This is a genomic window from Hominimerdicola alba (assembly GCF_900109655.1).
In the GTDB taxonomy this organism is placed as follows: Bacteria; Bacillota; Clostridia; order Oscillospirales; family Ruminococcaceae; genus Hominimerdicola; species Hominimerdicola alba_B.
The window spans coordinates 165,552-182,312 of sequence record NZ_FOAT01000001.1 but is presented as its reverse complement, the minus strand read 5'-3'; the positions used below and the strand labels follow the sequence as shown (position 1 = coordinate 182,312).

17 protein-coding genes are annotated in these 16,761 nt (G+C 45.3%); all 17 read left to right on the top strand.

Translation table 11 applies throughout. The annotated features are described in order from the left end of the window. Nucleotides 1-4: 4 nt before the first annotated feature. The 17 genes from BMY75_RS00865 to BMY75_RS00785 all read left to right on the top strand — a co-directional run bounded on the left by BMY75_RS00865 (nucleotide 5) and on the right by BMY75_RS00785 (nucleotide 16,760). Nucleotides 5-844 (top strand): sulfide/dihydroorotate dehydrogenase-like FAD/NAD-binding protein, encoded by an 840-nt coding sequence (locus tag BMY75_RS00865; protein WP_074828262.1) that lies wholly within the window; start codon nucleotides 5-7, stop codon nucleotides 842-844. After that, a complete protein-coding gene (gene gltA, locus BMY75_RS00860) occupies nucleotides 837-2,231 on the top strand; it encodes an NADPH-dependent glutamate synthase (protein ID WP_074828257.1) in 1,395 nt (464 codons plus the stop codon). The genes BMY75_RS00865 and gltA overlap by 8 nt, the downstream gene beginning before the upstream one ends. 81 nt (nucleotides 2,232-2,312) lie before the next feature. Then, nucleotides 2,313-2,654, top strand: a complete 342-nt coding sequence (yajC, locus tag BMY75_RS00855; RefSeq protein ID WP_074828254.1) for a preprotein translocase subunit YajC — start codon at nucleotides 2,313-2,315, stop codon at nucleotides 2,652-2,654. Between the two features lie 101 nt (nucleotides 2,655-2,755). Continuing rightward, a complete protein-coding gene (locus BMY75_RS00850) occupies nucleotides 2,756-3,154 on the top strand; it encodes a TIGR04086 family membrane protein (protein WP_074828251.1) in 399 nt (132 codons plus the stop codon). 114 nt (nucleotides 3,155-3,268) lie between these two features. Then, nucleotides 3,269-3,412 carry a six-cysteine ranthipeptide SCIFF gene (scfA, locus tag BMY75_RS00845; RefSeq protein WP_074828246.1) on the top strand — a complete coding sequence of 48 codons (144 nt, stop codon included), beginning with the start codon at nucleotides 3,269-3,271 and terminating at the stop codon, nucleotides 3,410-3,412. A gap of 138 nt (nucleotides 3,413-3,550) precedes the next feature. Beyond that, nucleotides 3,551-4,924, top strand: a complete 1,374-nt coding sequence (gene scfB / locus BMY75_RS00840) for a thioether cross-link-forming SCIFF peptide maturase (protein ID WP_074828243.1) — start codon at nucleotides 3,551-3,553, stop codon at nucleotides 4,922-4,924. Next, nucleotides 4,924-5,586, top strand: a complete 663-nt coding sequence (locus BMY75_RS00835) for a hypothetical protein (protein ID WP_074828242.1) — start codon at nucleotides 4,924-4,926, stop codon at nucleotides 5,584-5,586. The genes scfB and BMY75_RS00835 overlap by 1 nt, the downstream gene beginning before the upstream one ends. A 1-nt stretch (nucleotide 5,587) precedes the next feature. Next, entirely contained in the window at nucleotides 5,588-5,941 is a 354-nt protein-coding gene (locus BMY75_RS00830) for a hypothetical protein (RefSeq protein WP_074828239.1), read from the top strand. Between the two features lie 269 nt (nucleotides 5,942-6,210). Next, the gene (gene miaB / locus BMY75_RS00825; RefSeq protein ID WP_074828236.1) at nucleotides 6,211-7,608 is read left to right on the top strand and encodes a tRNA (N6-isopentenyl adenosine(37)-C2)-methylthiotransferase MiaB; all 1,398 of its coding nucleotides are present in this window, start codon (nucleotides 6,211-6,213) and stop codon (nucleotides 7,606-7,608) included. A gap of 22 nt (nucleotides 7,609-7,630) precedes the next feature. Further along, nucleotides 7,631-8,041 carry a YlbF/YmcA family competence regulator gene (locus BMY75_RS00820; protein ID WP_074828232.1) on the top strand — a complete coding sequence of 137 codons (411 nt, stop codon included), beginning with the start codon at nucleotides 7,631-7,633 and terminating at the stop codon, nucleotides 8,039-8,041. A 42-nt stretch (nucleotides 8,042-8,083) separates the two neighbouring features. Beyond that, complete coding sequence (mutS, locus tag BMY75_RS00815) at nucleotides 8,084-10,699, top strand: DNA mismatch repair protein MutS (protein WP_074828229.1); 2,616 nt, start codon at nucleotides 8,084-8,086, stop codon at nucleotides 10,697-10,699. Continuing rightward, entirely contained in the window at nucleotides 10,696-11,238 is a 543-nt protein-coding gene (locus BMY75_RS00810) for a hypothetical protein (protein ID WP_074828226.1), read from the top strand. Before mutS ends, BMY75_RS00810 begins: the two co-directional genes overlap by 4 nt. Nucleotides 11,239-11,358: 120 nt before the next feature. Next, nucleotides 11,359-13,446, top strand: coding sequence for a DNA mismatch repair endonuclease MutL (gene mutL, locus BMY75_RS00805; RefSeq protein ID WP_074828223.1), 2,088 nt, complete (start codon nucleotides 11,359-11,361; stop codon nucleotides 13,444-13,446). A 34-nt stretch (nucleotides 13,447-13,480) separates the two neighbouring features. Further along, nucleotides 13,481-14,443, top strand: a complete 963-nt coding sequence (gene miaA, locus BMY75_RS00800; protein ID WP_074828222.1) for a tRNA (adenosine(37)-N6)-dimethylallyltransferase MiaA — start codon at nucleotides 13,481-13,483, stop codon at nucleotides 14,441-14,443. Nucleotides 14,444-14,575: 132 nt separating this feature from the next. Further along, nucleotides 14,576-14,824 carry an RNA chaperone Hfq gene (hfq, locus tag BMY75_RS00795; RefSeq protein WP_013498645.1) on the top strand — a complete coding sequence of 83 codons (249 nt, stop codon included), beginning with the start codon at nucleotides 14,576-14,578 and terminating at the stop codon, nucleotides 14,822-14,824. 15 nt (nucleotides 14,825-14,839) lie between these two features. Further along, complete coding sequence (locus tag BMY75_RS00790; protein WP_074828217.1) at nucleotides 14,840-16,069, top strand: biotin/lipoyl attachment domain-containing protein; 1,230 nt, start codon at nucleotides 14,840-14,842, stop codon at nucleotides 16,067-16,069. Then, nucleotides 16,020-16,760, top strand: a complete 741-nt coding sequence (locus BMY75_RS00785) for a YggS family pyridoxal phosphate-dependent enzyme (RefSeq protein ID WP_074828212.1) — start codon at nucleotides 16,020-16,022, stop codon at nucleotides 16,758-16,760. The genes BMY75_RS00790 and BMY75_RS00785 overlap by 50 nt, the downstream gene beginning before the upstream one ends. Nucleotide 16,761 lies beyond the last annotated feature (1 nt).

Below are 16,761 nucleotides of genomic sequence, written 5' to 3'. Positions count from 1 at the left end.
AGGATTGTTTAAGATAATCAGAAGGAAACAGTTAAACGACAGCGTTGTGCTGATGGATATTGATGCACCTTTTATTGCGAAAAAAGCTGATGCAGGTCAGTTTGTTATCGTAAGAGCAGATGAATACAGTGAAAGGATCCCCCTTACCATTGCGGATTTTGACCGTGAAAAGGGTACAGTTACTATAATTTTTCAGACGATCGGCGGTTCTACTATGTCGCTTGCCGCACTCAAAGAGGGCGAAGCTATACGCGATGTTGTGGGACCTCTGGGAATGGCTACAGAGTATGAGCCCAATTTGAAGAAAGTCGCTGTTATCGGCGGCGGTGTTGGCTGTGCGATAGCTTATCCTCAGGCTAAAAAGCTCCATAACATGGGTGTTGACGTTCAGCTTATCGCGGGTTTCAGGACTAAGGATATCATCATTCTTGAAGACGAGATGAAGTCTGAATCCACCGATCTGCATATCTGCACCGATGATGGATCTTACGGCTACCACGGATTTGTTACCGACAAGCTCAAGGAGCTTATCGACGCAGGCGCTAATTTCGACGAAGTTATTGCAATAGGTCCTGTTCCTATGATGAAATTCGTATGTAAAGTAACAGAGCCTTACAATATAAAAACTATTGTTTCACTGAATCCTATCATGATAGACGGCACAGGAATGTGCGGCGGCTGTCGTGTTAGAGTCGGCGGAGAGATAAAGTACGCCTGTGTTGACGGTCCTGATTTTGACGGTCACAAGGTTGATTTCAACGAGCTTGTAAGAAGAAATTCCACTTATAACGAGGCTGAAAAGCAGCACGTTTGCAGACTTATGGGAGGTGCGGCTAATGGCTGATATGAGATTGGACAAGGTTCCGATAGCTGAACAGGAGCCCGAAGTCAGGGCGAAGAACTTCAAAGAGGTAACATTGGGTTACTCCCTTGAAAAGGCTGTTAGAGAGGCTATGCGCTGCCTGAATTGTAAGAATAAGCCCTGCATGAGCGGATGTCCAGTTGGTGTAAGGATACCCGAGTTTATCGCTAAGGTCGCTGAAGGCAATATGGAAGCGGCTTACGAGATCATCAAAACCACTAACTCTCTGCCTGCAGTCTGCGGAAGAGTATGTCCTCAGGAAAACCAGTGTGAGGGCAAGTGTGTCAGAGGTATAAAGGGTGAGCCTGTTGCGATCGGCAGACTGGAGCGCTTTGTTGCTGATTATATGAGAGGCAAGGAACCCGAAGTTGAGCTTCCCGAACCCAACGGACACAAGGTTGCTATCATAGGCGCGGGTCCCAGCGGACTTACCGCTGCGGGCGATCTGGCAAAGCTTGGTTACGAAGTTACTGTATTCGAAGCTTTTCACACCGCAGGCGGAGTTCTGATGTACGGTATCCCCGAGTTCAGGCTTCCCAAAACTATCGTTCAGCACGAGATAGACAATCTTACCAAAATGGGCGTTAAGATCATGACCAACATGGTCATAGGCAAGGTGCTTTCCGTTGATGAGCTCTTCGAGATGGGCTATGAGGCTGTATTCGTTGGTTCAGGCGCAGGTCTGCCCAGATTTATGGGCATTGACGGTGAGGGTCTGATAGGCGTTTATTCCGCTAATGAGTACCTGACACGTATCAACCTGATGAAGGCTTACAAGAAGGAGTATGCAACTCCTATCATGAAGTCCCAGAAAGTGGCTGTTGTAGGCGGTGGTAACGTTGCGATGGATGCTGCGCGTTCTGCGCTGAGAATAGGCGCTAAGAAGGTCTATGTCGTTTATAGACGTTCTCTTGAAGAGCTTCCCGCACGTAAGGAAGAAGTTCATCACGCTATGGAGGAAGGCGTTGAGTTCCTGACTCTAAATAATCCTGTTGAACTGCTGGGTGATGACAATGGAAGAGTTCGTGCTATGGTCTGCCGTAAGATGGAACTGGGCGAACCTGATGAGAGCGGCAGAAGAAGTCCTGTTGCTGTTGAAGGTTCGGATTACGAGCTTGATGTTGATACAGTTATCATGGCGATAGGTACATCTCCCAATCCGCTAATAAGGAACACCACCCCCGGTCTTGATGTTAACAAGCGCGGCTGTCTCATTGTTGATGACACCGAGGCTACCACCAAAAAGGGAGTATATGCGGGCGGTGACGCTGTTACAGGCGCTGCAACTGTTATACTCGCTATGGGTGCAGGCAAAAAGGCTGCCGCAGCTATCGACGCTTATATCAAGAATATCAGCGAAGAAGAGTAAACATTCTGTTAAATCACTTGATAAATTTTCTGGATTCTGCTATAATCATTAGCAGTAATTTAAAAATCGGGAGGCAGTAAAATGAATCATGCATACGCAACACTGATGTCTGCAAGCGGTAATTCCACAACAAGCGGATATCTTCTCTCTTTCGCACCGCTGGTGCTGATACTGGTGTTCTTCTATTTCTTCATCATGAAGCCTCAGAAGAAGCAGGAAAAGGCTGACAGAGAAATGAGAGAGAATGTCGATGTTGGTGACGAGATCATCACAAACGGCGGTATAATCGGCATAGTTACTCAGGTCAAGGAAGATAACGTAGTTATCGAAACAGGTGGCGACAGAAGCAAGATACGCATCATGAAATGGGCTATCGCTAAGGTCGTTACCGACGATGACGATAACGAAAAGGATAAGGCTTGATAATATCTCAGCACCGTTTTAAAGCGGTGCTGTTTTTTGTAATAAATTTTATCATGCATGAATATGATAGCAGTAGAGACTAATAGGGGAGGTCGACTGCTATGAGAAAGCACAGAAGTAATTCAAGAGGTCTTGGTATCGCCGCCGAGCAAATGCTAGCACTGATTGTTGCGGCAGGTGTGATACTGCTGCTCATATGTGCTATGGCTTTTCTTCTAACAAAGATTGACGCGGGAAAGAGCGTTTTGTCGACCATGTCCACAGGAGCACTGGTCATTGGGGCATATTTTGGTGGATACACAGGTGGCAAAAAGCGAAAGCGCAATGGTCTTGCGGCGGGGGCACTGACGGGTATACTTACGTTTATTACCATACTGATAGCGGGGTGTATTTTCGCAGGATATTCAGTACGGATAACCTCTTTCGGAAAATTGCTTCTTACAGTTGCAGCCGCTTCGATCGGCGGGGCAGTTGGGGTCAACACCAAAAGAGTACACTAGATAATATGATTTTATATGTTTAGCAAATATTTATATCTCGTTAAATATTACTTCATAAACTTTATGTCATAATATGATATAATATCTGTAAATCGTATATGGAGGTATGATATTATGAAACATATCAAGACTATCAATAAGGCTAATCTGAAGAAGACTGCTGCTAAGGGCGGCTGCGGCAAGTGCCAGGCTTCCTGCCAGTCTGCTTGCAAGACTTCCTGCACTGTTGCTAACCAGAAGTGCGAGAAGGACGCTTGATCCACAAGGACCGTTTTTAGGGAGCTATATAGCTCCCGATACAGCGGGCGAGCACAGGTCAACTCTACACGGTCTTGGCTGACCCGTAGGGCTGGGCTTTGGTCGTCCGTTATTTTTTAAGATTTGCGAGGGAAGAAAATGATCCATAAATATAAACTTGCAGGATATAATGTCCTGCTTGATGTCAACAGCGGCGGCGTGCATATCATAGATGATCTTACCTATGATATACTTGACAGCGTCGAGCCTCCTTTTGCAGAGGAGTGTCCCGCTGAGGTATTAGCTAAGCTTTCCAGAAGCTATCCTGCACAGGATATCAAGGAATGCTACGAGGAGATAGTATCTCTCTACAATGACAAGATACTGTATTCAGAGGACGATTACGAAAAGTATGCGCTGGTAGCTGTGGCTTCACCTATCAAAGCTATGTGTCTGCATATCTCTCATGACTGCAACCTGAGATGCAAGTACTGCTTCGCTTCTACTGGTGATTTCGGTGTTGGTAGAAAGCTGATGGACTTGGAAACTGCTAAGCGTGCTATCGATTTTCTTATTGAAAAATCAGGCGACAGAAAATTTCTTGAAGTTGATTTCTTCGGCGGCGAGCCTTCGATGAATTTCGATGTTGTTATGCAGACCGTTGAGTATGCACGTTCCAGAGAAGCTGAAACAGGCAAGACTTTCAGATTTACAACTACTACCAACGGTATCCATCTTACCGATGAAATGATCGATTTCATCAATAAGGAGATGAATAACGTCGTATTGTCCATTGACGGCAGAAAAGAAGTCAATGATAGAGTAAGAGTACGTGTTGACGGCACGGGCAGCTATGATACCATAACCAAGAACTTCAAGCGCCTTGTGGACAAGCGCCCCAAGGACAGCGACTGGTATGTCCGCGGCACTTATACCAAGTACAATCTTGATTTCTCAAATGATGTTATGCATCTGTATGATCTCGGATTTGATCAGATCTCCGTTGAGCCTGTTATGGCTGATGCTAAGGAGCCTTATGCCATCACCGAAGCTGATCTGCCACGTATTTTCAAGGAGTACGAAGTTCTTTCCGAAAAGATCGCTAAGATCAGAGCAGAAGGGAAGTTCATCAATTTCTTCCACTTTATGCTTGATCTCGATCAGGGTCCCTGCGCTATCAAGAGACTTCGCGGATGCGGATGCGGCAACGAGTATTGCTCTGTCACACCCGATGGAGATATCTATCCATGCCATCAATTCGTAGGTGTTGAGGAATACAAGATGGGCAACCTTTATGACGGCAGCTTCAACCTTGAAATGAAGGACGAGTTTGCTAAAGCTCACGTTTATAACAAGCCCGAATGTAAGAAGTGCTGGGCGAAGTTCTATTGCAGCGGCGGATGTAATGCCAATAACTACATCTATCAGGGCGATATCCATGCCGCTCACAAGCTTTCCTGCCAGATACAGAAGAAGCGTCTTGAAGTTGCCATCCTGATGAAAGCAGTTCAGCTGCTTGACGATGCTGAATAATGTTTGATTACAGAGAACTTCTAGAGCTGTTTGATTTGACAGAGCCTATGGGCTGGAGCGAGGATATAATAGCCGCGCTGAAAGCTGAATATTGCAGTATTCCTGATACATTGGAGGACTACTACAGACAGTGCGCGGGCTGTGATGCGCTTGCATCGAATTCCGCAGGTGATTATCTTATGCCTGCCGAGAAAGTCGGTATGTATAAGGATCAGGGATACTATGTTTTCTTCTCTGAAAATCAGAGTGTATCCTTCTGGGGAATAAAGCTTGAGGATATGGACAAGCCCGACCCGCCTGTATATGAGAGCTATGACCGTGGAGAATGGTTTCTAACTGGGGACAGCCTTTCAAAATTCCTTATCTCCGAGGGATATCTTTGTGCAGTGACAAGCGGTCTTGAGTATGCGACGGAAGATTATCTGGAAGCTGATGAAGAACAGGCTGAAAATATCCGCAGTGAATTTGAGCACATCGAGTATGCAGACAGCGGGATATATCAGGGTGCTCAGTTCTACCGTATCAACGAAGATTCCTATCTGGCTCTTATGCCCGACAGTTGCAGAAGCCTTGTGATGTTTGCATCAAAAAGCGAGGAAGGCTTTGATGCTGCTGAAAAAGCGGTTCTGCCTTTACTTGATATTGACCCCGAGGAGGACTAAGATGAAAAATATTGCAGATTACTATCCCTCAAAATACTGCGCTGACGGTGTAAACTGCGTTGCTGCGGGGATTTATGAATATGATGGTCTGTATTTTACCAGCATTTCTTTTGAACAGGAACCCGAGTATGGCGAGCACGAAGACGCAAGCGATATCTCACAGCACCCGCTGGAGGATATCCTGAATAAATTTAGCGTTTACGTGCAGGACTATTTTGAGTACGATATCTATTACGGCTCAAAGCAGTGTCACCTTGAATTCGCTTCAACTGATATAGAGAATATCAAGGCACTGAGGACTATCCTCGGCAGACACGTTTTCTGCGATGCAGAGGGAAAACTCGTCATCGAATGACGTTACATTTTCCTGAAAAACTATAAGATTAATAAGCACTTTCGATTTTTCGGAGGTGCTTTTGCTTTTGTCAGATATCAATGAAAGAAAAAATTTACTTATACTGAGGGTTTAAGAGGGCTTTGTCAGCACTTTTAATGTTGACAAATTTCCCGAAAAGATATATAATAATACAGTATGTTGCAGATTGACCGACATTTACTTTTATAACTTAAAAATGTCGGCCATGACACGCAGTATCTTTGCTTACGATTGAAATGAGGTTAGTGATGTCAGAATTATATGTTTCCGATGTCGGTAAAGAGGAAGCTTCACGCAGGCTTGCCGAATGGGCAGAAAAATTCCGTTCCGACAACGGTCATGCACCCATGGCTTTTATACATTCCTACGGCTGTCAGCAGAATGTCAGTGACGGTGAAAAGATAAAGGGTATGCTGGCTAAAGTCGGTTATGAATTTACCGATGTTACCGATAATGCTCAGCTTATCCTGCTGAATACCTGTGCTGTACGTGAAAATGCAGAGGATAGAGTGTTCGGCAATATCGGAAATTTCAAAAAGCTGAAAGAGAACAGGAAAGACCTGATAATAGGTATCTGCGGCTGTATGGCCCAGCAGAAGCACGTAGCCGATAAGATAAAGGATTCTTACCGACAGGTCGATTTGGTTTTCGGCACTTTTGCTTATAATGAGCTGTACTCCATGCTCTGGGAAGTTATATCAAAGCACCGCCGTCTTTTCAATCAGTCGGAGATCTGCACCGAGATAGACGAGGGAATGACTCAGCTTCGTGATGACAAGTTCAGGGCGTTTGTACCGATAATGTATGGCTGCAACAATTTCTGCACCTACTGCATAGTTCCTTATGTACGCGGCAGAGAGCGGAGCAGAAAGCCCGAAGCCGTTCTTGCTGAAGTCAGGAGACTTGTTGATCAGGGCTATAAGGAGATAACTTTGCTGGGACAGAACGTTAATTCCTATGCTTACGGATTTCCGCAGCTTTTGAGGGATATAGATTCGATTGACGGAAAATTCCGCATACGTTTCATGTCCAGTCACCCCAAGGATGCTACCAAAGAACTGATAGACACGATAATCGACAGCAGACATATCTGCAAGCATCTGCATCTTCCTGTACAGGCAGGCAGCGACAGGGTGCTCAAAGCTATGAACCGCCGCTACACTGTGGAAAAGTATATGGAAATGATAGATTACGCCCGTGGACGTATGCCGGATTTCTCATTCACCACTGACCTGATAGTAGGTTTCCCCGGTGAGAGCTATGAGGAATTCTGTCAGACAAAGGAACTCATAAAGCGTGTGAAGTATGACAACATTTATTCCTTCGTGTATTCAAGACGTTCGGGAACACCCGCCGCTGAAATGGAAGATAGTGTATCGGACAAGCAGAAAGGTCTGTGGCTGAGGGAACTTCTTCTCGAACAGAGGGAGATCACTTCCGAATGGTTCGGCAGATTTGTTGGCAAGACCGTGGAAGTTCTCGTTGATGGCGAGGGCAGAACAGGCGAAGGATGGCTAACGGGCAAGAATGATGAGAATATCATTGTCGAGTTTCCCGCAGATAAAAAGTACATAGGTGAATTCGTCAACGTGCGCATAACCAAGGCTATGAACTGGGCGCTTGAGGGCGAAATTGTCACTGAATAATATAGTTTAAGGAGTAGTAAAAATGAACGTTATAGAACTTACAAGACAGCTTGGGAAAGCCATTCAGGAAGATGAAAGATACAAGAAGTACGAGGCAGCTTGTGCGCTGAACGATACCGATACCGAGATACAGAACGAGATCGGCAAGTTCAACCAGATGCGTCAGGATCTCAGTGTTGAGATGAGAAAGCCCGATAAGGATGCTGACAGGCTCACAACTCTCGATCACGATATCAAGGAACTTTATGAGAAGATCATGGCAATGCCCAAGATGATCGAGTATAATGAGGCTAAGGCTGATATCGATGCGCTTATGAAGAGCGTATACTACATACTTCAGCAGGCAGCGAACGGCGAAGATCCCGAGACTTGCCCTGCACAGGCACCCTCAGGTTGCACGGGAAGCTGCTCAACTTGCGGCGGCTGCGGCTAGTATTTGATATAATATCCATTAAATAGAACGGAGCGGGCAGAAGTGACACTTAAAGAGATAGATGAATCAAAGCTTACACCCATGATGAAACAGTATCTGGCGGTGAAAAAGAAGTACAAAAACCACATTCTTTTCTACCGTCTGGGTGATTTTTACGAAATGTTTTTTGACGATGCACTGATCGTTTCAAAGGAACTGGAGCTTACCCTTACGGGCAGAGACTGCGGTCTTGAGGAACGCGCCCCTATGTGCGGCGTGCCTTTCCATGCCTGTGATGTTTATCTTAAAAAGCTGATAGAAAAAGGTCACATGGTGGCGATATGTGAGCAGACAAAAGACCCCTCGGAATGCCAAGGTCTTGTTCCACGTGATGTCATCAGGGTTGTCACTCCCGGCACGCTTATTGAAAGCAGTATGCTGGACGAGTCCTCAAACAATTATCTCTGTGCGTTCTATATGCAGTCAAAAGAGGCGGCACTTTGTCTGGCGGATATCTCCACAGGTGAAGTTCATCTTTTTGACTTTACCGGCAAGGATACAGCCAACAGCGCTATAAACGAGCTTTCAAGATTTGCGCCATCGGAGATACTGATAAATGACGCTATCCTTTCCAACAGAGAGATATCTGCATTTATCCGTGAAAAGATAAAGACCAGTGTTCAGCTTCTTGAAGACGCAGACTTCGACCCTGCTAATCATACTGACGAAGTTCTCACACAGTTCTCGGTAAACAGTCTTGATTCATTGGGACTGAAAGCTGATAGTCTCTGCGCCTATGCGGTATGCGGACTTTTCGCATATATACACGAAACACAAAAAGCACTGGTTGGAAGATTCTCGGAAATAACCCGTCATGATGCCGACCCCATAATGACCATAGGCTTTACTGCCCGCAGAAATCTTGAACTTACAGAGACACTGCGAAACAAGCAGAAAAAGGGCTCTCTTCTCTGGGTCATCAGCAATACAAAGACCTCCATGGGCAACCGTATGCTGAAATCATGGCTGGAACAGCCCCTTATCAATCCCGCGAAGATCATCGACAGGCTTAACGCAGTTGAACAGCTTGTCCGCGATCCTGTTTCTCTTGGTGAGATACGCGAAGTGCTTAGCGGTGTTTATGACCTTGAACGTCTTATGACCAGGGTAATGTACCGTTCTGCAAGCCCACGCGACCTCAAGTCACTTTCACTTACAGCGCTGAAACTTCCCGAGCTGAAAAGACTGCTCTCCGCATTTGACGGCAAGCTTATCAAGGACTGCACCGGCAGGATATCCACCCTTGATGCGGTATCGAACCTTGTTGAAAATGCCATCGTGGACGAACCTCCCGCAAATGTCAAGGACGGCGGAGTTATCCGTGAGGGCTTCAACGAACAGCTTGACGGTCTGAGAAATATCATTTCGGGCGGTAAAGGTCTGATCGATGATATAGCCGAGCGCGAAAAGGAAAAGACAGGCATCAAGAATCTGAAAATCGGCTATAACAGGGTCTTCGGATATTATATAGAGGTCACAAAATCCTACTACGATCTGATACCCGATCATTATATCAGAAAACAGACTCTTGCCAACTGCGAAAGATTTATAACCGATGAACTGAAAGTTGCTGAGAACACCATTCTCGGTGCAAGTGACAAGATACTTACCCTCGAGCAGGAGATCTTCGGCGAGGTAAGAGAGTTCATCGCCACTCAGCTTAGACTAGTTCAGGAAACTGCTACCGCTGTGGCTGAGATAGACGTTCTCTGCTCTTACGCGACTGCGTCGATCAAGAACAATTATACCAAGCCCGAGATCGCTATCGACGGTATCATCAATATCAAAAACGGCAGACACCCTGTTGTTGAACTGATGCAGCAGGACGAAGTTTTTGTGCCGAATGACACCTATCTTGACCTGACTGGCAACCGTATGGCTGTTATAACAGGTCCGAATATGTCGGGTAAATCCACATATATGCGTCAGGTTGCACTGATAACCCTTATGGCGCAGATAGGCTGTTTTGTACCTGCGGACTATGCAAAGATCTCGGTAGTTGACCAGATATTCACGAGAATAGGCGCATCCGATGACCTTACCGCAGGACAGTCAACATTTATGGTTGAAATGAGCGAGGTAGCTGACATCGTAAAGCACGCCACAAAGAACAGCCTTGTCATTCTCGATGAGGTTGGCAGAGGTACTTCTACTTTTGACGGAATCGCCATAGCCCGCGCGGTATCGGAGTTTATCTCAACTTCCCGCTCTCTTGGATGCAAGACCCTTTTTGCTACCCATTACCATGAGCTTATTGCTCTTGAAGACGAACTTGAAGGTGTGAAGAATTATTCCGTTGCGGTGAAGCGCCAGGGAGATAATATCAAGTTCCTGCGTAAGATAGTAAAGGGTGGAGCAGATGAAAGCTTTGGTATAGAAGTTGCTAAGCTTGCGGGTCTGCCGAACAAGATAATCGGCAGAGCAAAATCGCTCCTTGGAGAAATGGAAGCTGAGTCAATAAAAGCGAAAGCTGCAGTTGCAGAAAGCGACAGCGGACAGATATCCTTCGACAGGATTAGCGACAGCATAGTTACGGACAAACTCCGCAAGACCAACATCGACGAAATGAACGATGAGGAACTCAGGGAGTTTGTAAAAGATCTGCTGAGGTATGTATGAGACTTAAAGATATAAACATATTCTGCCGCAGTGACGATAAACAAGAAGACACAAAGCTTGTGCGAAGTGAGTCGGCTCATGTGGCGGATATGTTTGTAAAGCTTATGAGATACTATGAAAATGACAGCTGTAAAATGCTCAATATCTGTATGGATGCTTTTGCTGACAGTGAGAGTTTGGAGCAACAAGAAAGCTTTCCCATATTGCATATCCCCTTTGACAATTGCTCATATCTGAGCTTGGATAACTCCGAAAAAAGCAGTTTCTGGCTCAGAACGATCATGGACGCTGTTCAGTTTTACGGCGGTGAAAGGGGCTGGGATATGTCTTTTTTCGAACGTGTGAAGAAACAGATAGCCGAGAGCGGATTTGTCAATCATTTCAGGTACGGGAAGTATGTCACCTCACCCGATAAAAAGCATAAGGCAGCTGTCGAGGTCGAGCAGAGCATTAACTGTGCGAAATTGTATTTGGTTATATATAAAGGCAGGAAAGAGCTTTGTCGGATGAGATATGCTTCATCGAGTGCCCCATGGTAAAGTTATACTGACAAATTGGGAACACTCGAATGGCAGGATGAAAATGAGGTCATAATCCGTGACCGAAAGGGTAATGAATTATTCAGATATAGGCTTTGAGCCATAGAACAGGAATGTAAAATGTCAGAGATAAGAGTTTTGAGCAAGGAAGTTTCCGAACTTATCGCCGCGGGTGAGGTCATCGACAGACCCGCCTCGGTGATAAAGGAACTTCTCGAAAACGCCATAGATGCAGGTGCAACAGTCATCACCGTTGAGATAAAGAACGGCGGCAGGACTTATATGAGAGTGACCGACAACGGCAAAGGCATAGCACCCGAAGATCTGCCCACAGCCTTTCTTCGTCATGCCACCAGTAAGATATCTCAGAAAGATGACCTTGACCGCATAATGACCCTTGGTTTCAGAGGTGAAGCTCTTGCTTCTATTTGCGCGGTAGCAAAGGTCGATGTGCTGACAAAGCGCCGTGATGACAATTACGGCACTCATTATTCTATTGAGGGCGCAGTTGAAAAAACGAGCGAACAGTGCGGCTGTCCCGACGGCACAACTTTCGTGGTCAGAGATATTTTCTATAACGTTCCCGCAAGGCTGAAATTTCTGAAAAAGGACAGTTCCGAAGCAAATCACGTAGCCGACCTTGTTACAAAGCTGACCCTTTCACACCCTGATGTTTCTTTCAAACTCATACGTGATAACAAAGCCGAGATAATCACAGCGGGAGACGGCAAGATATATTCCGCAGTTTATTCCGTTTACGGCAGAGAATTCGCAAACAGCCTTATCGAAGTTGATTACACATGGCAGGGGATACACGTTTACGGCTACACGGTGAAGCCACTTTCTGCAAAGCCTAATCGAAAGTTTCAGAATTTTTTCGTAAACAGCAGATTTGTAAGGTCAAAAGCCTGCGCAGCTGCCATCGAAGAAGCCTACCGCAACAATATTATGGTTGGCAAATTTCCCGCCTGCGTGCTTTATATCGATGTCCCGCCCAACACCATTGACGTTAACGTTCATCCCACAAAAATAGAAGTTCGTTTTTCTGATGAAAAGCTGATACATGAAGCGGTCTATTTTGCGGTGAAGAACTGTCTTATGGAGAAGGACGAGCCTAACGAGCTGAAACTTGAAAACCACAGGAATTTTACCGATCACGAGCTTTATGATTTTCCACCCGAGGACAAGAGTGTTCAGTTGGAATTTACTGTTGAGGAAGAAACTCTCCCCGATGCTGACAAGGTTTTGCAGGAGATCACTGAACAGCCAGCACAGAAGCCTGTTCAGGTGCAGTTAGTTCCCGAGCCTGTAGCAGCAAAAGAGATACCTCTCCCGGAACCGCCCGAGCCCAAGTTTTATCAGCCGAAGATAACCAAAGTGGAGAACATCCCCATCGATGAAGAAGCAAGGAAATCGGGTGAAGACCTTTTCCTTGCCAGTCTTGAACAGCCTGTTCCTCAGCCTGAGCCTAAAAAGCCCGAAAGGATAACTGTCGAGGAGATAAATAAGGTACTTCAGGATATCCCACTCCCGGAGGCCCCCGAAGAAGAGAAAAAAGATGAAAGCTTCCACTTTATAAATGACAGAAGCTTTATCCGTTCCGTAGTTCAGGAAGTCAAAAAAGAACCTGAAAAGCCAAAGCCTGTAGTCATCGGCGAGCTTTTCAGAACTTACGTTGTTGCTCAGGTCGGTGATGAGATGCTGCTGATGGATAAGCACGCCGCCCACGAGAGATATATTTTTGAAAAGATAAAAAGTGATCTCAGTGAGCTGGAAACTCAGATGCTTCTTGAACCTGTGATGGTCATGCTTTCATATGAGGAATTTGATGCACTGGCAGCTAATGTTGACAAACTTGGCAAGCTTGGATTTGAAGTTGAGCCCGATGTTGCACCGACAGTTGCAGTTAAGGGCGTTCCGATAATTCTTGGAGATTCGGAAAATCCCACGGATATAATCACCGAGCTTGCAAGGAATTTCATTCAGTGTAGGAATGACCCACAGCTGGAGATCTTCGATGACCTTTATCATTCCATTGCCTGCAAGGCGGCAATAAAAGCAAATGACAACAACAGCACTATCGAGCTTCAGGCTTTGCTGAATGCCGTCTACGGAAACGAAAATATTAGGTATTGCCCCCACGGCAGGCCTGTGCTGATAACCCTCAGCAAAAAGGATATAGAAAAGCAGTTCAGAAGACTTGTATGACAGGTATACTATTATAATATATAGAGGTGAGCGCATGGATAAAAACAAAATACCGCTTCTTGTCATAGCAGGGCCTACCGCCTCTGGCAAGACAGCCCTTGCCGTTGAAATGGCGAAGCTTTATAACGGCGAGGTAATATCCGCTGATTCCATGCAGATATACAAGGGTCTGAACATCGCCACAGCTAAGCCCACCGTTGAAGAGATGCAGGGGATACCTCATCATTTGATAGATTTTCTTGAACCCGATGAACCTTTCAGCGTGGCAGACTATGTTTCTCTGGCAGGTCAGAAGATAAGAGAAGTCAGGGAACGAGGCAAACTTCCTATAATATGCGGCGGAACAGGTCTTTATATCAGCTCACTGGTGGATAATATAATATTCGATGACACAGGCAGTGATCCCGTTATCCGTGAGAGACTTGAAAAACAGGCAAAAGATGAGGGCGCACACGCTCTCTGGCTGAAGCTTAAAGATATAGACCCCGAAACAGCGGAGAAAGTTCATGAGAACAATCTTCCTAGAGTCATCAGAGGCATTGAAGTTTTTGAACTTACGGGAACAAAGCTATCTGAGCATAAGGTAAACAGCAGGAGAGAGGAATCTCCTTATAAGGCTTGCATTATTGGTCTTACCGCCGAAAACAGACAGTACCTCTATGACCGCATCGAAAAAAGAGTACGTATAATGGCAGAAAACGGCATGGTGGAGGAGTGCAGGGAAGTCTGGCAGAAAGGCGGACTTGCAACTGCGGGGCAGGCGATAGGCTACAAAGAGCTTGTGCCTTACTTTGAGGGCAAAGCCGAACTAAATGATTGTCTGGAAAAAATAATCCTCGAAACAAGGCATTATGCTAAAAGACAGCTCACCTGGTTTAGGCGAGTTGCTGATATTTCGTGGGTGAAAATTGATAATTTTGACGAATCGAAAAAAATAATTGAAAATGTTCAAAATATAGTAGCCAAATCCGAAATAATGTGTTATAATATAGTGTGATGTATAATAAAATGCATCTCTATGGTTTGAATGCCGCCGTTGGTTTCTTTTGCGGTATTCGTATGGTATGGTGAGCATATTTCTGCACACCCTATTTCAGACACACGAAGATAAAGAGAAGGAGTGTTTATTGTGAATAAGAATATCAATCTTCAGGACGTATTTCTGAATCAGGCAAGAAAGGAACAGGTGATGGTCAAGTTCATTCTGATGAACGGCTATCAGTTTAAGGGTATAGTAAAGGCATTCGACAGCTATGTAGTATTTCTCGATTGCGAAGGCAAGCAGAACGTTGTGTACAAGCACGCGATATCTACAATAGTTCCAGACCGTTCCATCAATATCCTTGATGCAGCAAAGAACGAACATACAGAAGGATAAGGAAGTAATGCACAGATGAATTCATTGACCGTAAAGATACTTGCGGCTCTGGTTTCACTTTTGATGCTGACCACCATATGTACTCAGGTCTACTATTTTCTGCACGATAAACACGATACCGAAGAAGCAGTGCTTGCCACTGTAAATGAAGATATCGTCTTCGACGGAATAATAGTCAGGGACGAGAGCGTGGTAACATATAACGGCACAGGAATACTTGATTATAAGTATCCCGACGGCAGCAAAGTCTCGGTGAACAATACTATCGCTGAGGTATACACATCTGAAAAGGCTATATATGCCAAGGACAGAATAGCCGAGATAGATGCTGAGATAGAACAGCTTGAAAAAGCTCAGGATCCCGCAACTACCAATTATGCCGAACCCGATGCGCTTATTTCGGGAGTAAAGAACGGTTATAACGATCTTCTTGAAGCGGTGGAGAACAGGGAACTTGACAGGATACCCGATATAAGATCAAGGATAGCGCTGAACAGTAATATGTACAGCGTGATTACAGGTACCGAAGCAGGATTTTCCGAAGCTATCGATACACTTAAGTCCGAGCGGAACAACCTTATTGATATGGCAACCGAGCCGGATGATGTTATAAAGTCTGACAGGACAGGATATTTTGTATCCTATGCAGACGGCTACGAAGATAAACTCAAGACTTCCGATGTTGGAAATCTGAGCGAAAGTGATATTCGTGATGTCATAAAGGGTGGAAAATCAGCACCTGCCAATGCAATAGGCAAGACCTTCGACAGTTATAACTGCAAGATCGTCGGTATAGTAAAGGCAGATTCAAGGATCACTGACGACGCTGAGGTATCACTCAAACTGAATTCTTCAAGAACAGTATATAACTGTAAAGTAGATTCTGTGAAATCCAGCGGTGATAATATGATCATCGTACTTGACTGCGACAGAGTTGATCAGACTCTCGTAGATTCCAGAGTTCTTTCCGCAAAGCTTATTTTTGACGAATATCAGGGCATCAAAGTGCCAAGAAGCGCTCTCAGGTTCCAGGGAGACGAAAAGGGCGTTTACGTGATACTAGGCAAGGATATCTCCTTCAAGAAGATCAAGGTCATATATGAGGGCGACGATTTCGTTCTTTCGGAGAATACTTCTGATCAGGATTATCTGTTGCTTTATGATCAAATTCTGCTAGAGGTGGTATCAAATAAAGATGTGTCAGTCAACAGTGAGACCGAAGGGGACACAGTGTCCTCAGAATGAGTTCGGTGAAGTATTGGAAAACTACAAGCGAATTTGTGATAATGTGGAAAACGCTAGAGCAAAGTATCGCAGCAGTGATGAAAAGATAGACATTATGGCTGTGACAAAGACTGTTGCTCCCGAAAAGATCAATTTCGCGATAGAGCAGGGAATTACTCTGCTGGGTGAGAACAGAGTACAGGAATATCTTTCAAAAAAAGACAGTTATATCAAAACGGCGCAGGTGCATATGATAGGACGCCTGCAAACAAATAAGGTCAAATATATTATAAACGAAGTCTCAATGATACAGTCAGTCGACAGTATCAAGCTCGCAAAAGAGATAAACAGACTCGCCGCAAAGAATGACAGGACCATGGATGTTCTGCTCGAGATAAATATCGGCGATGAAGCGAGCAAGAGCGGTGTTGCAGAAGAGGGGCTGGATGAGCTCATCTATGAGACCGCACAGCTGGAAAATGTCCGCATCAAAGGACTTATGGCTATACCGCCCGTGGGCTGCGGTGAGGATATGTTCGACCGTATGCACAGCATCTTTCTCCGTGTAAAGGAAAGATCTGTGCCCAACGTTTCCATGGAGATACTCTCGATGGGAATGTCCGGAGATTATGAGCTTGCAATAAAGCACGGCTCAAACCTCGTACGTATAGGTACCGCACTGTTCGGTGCCAGAAATTATTTGGAGGGTTAGA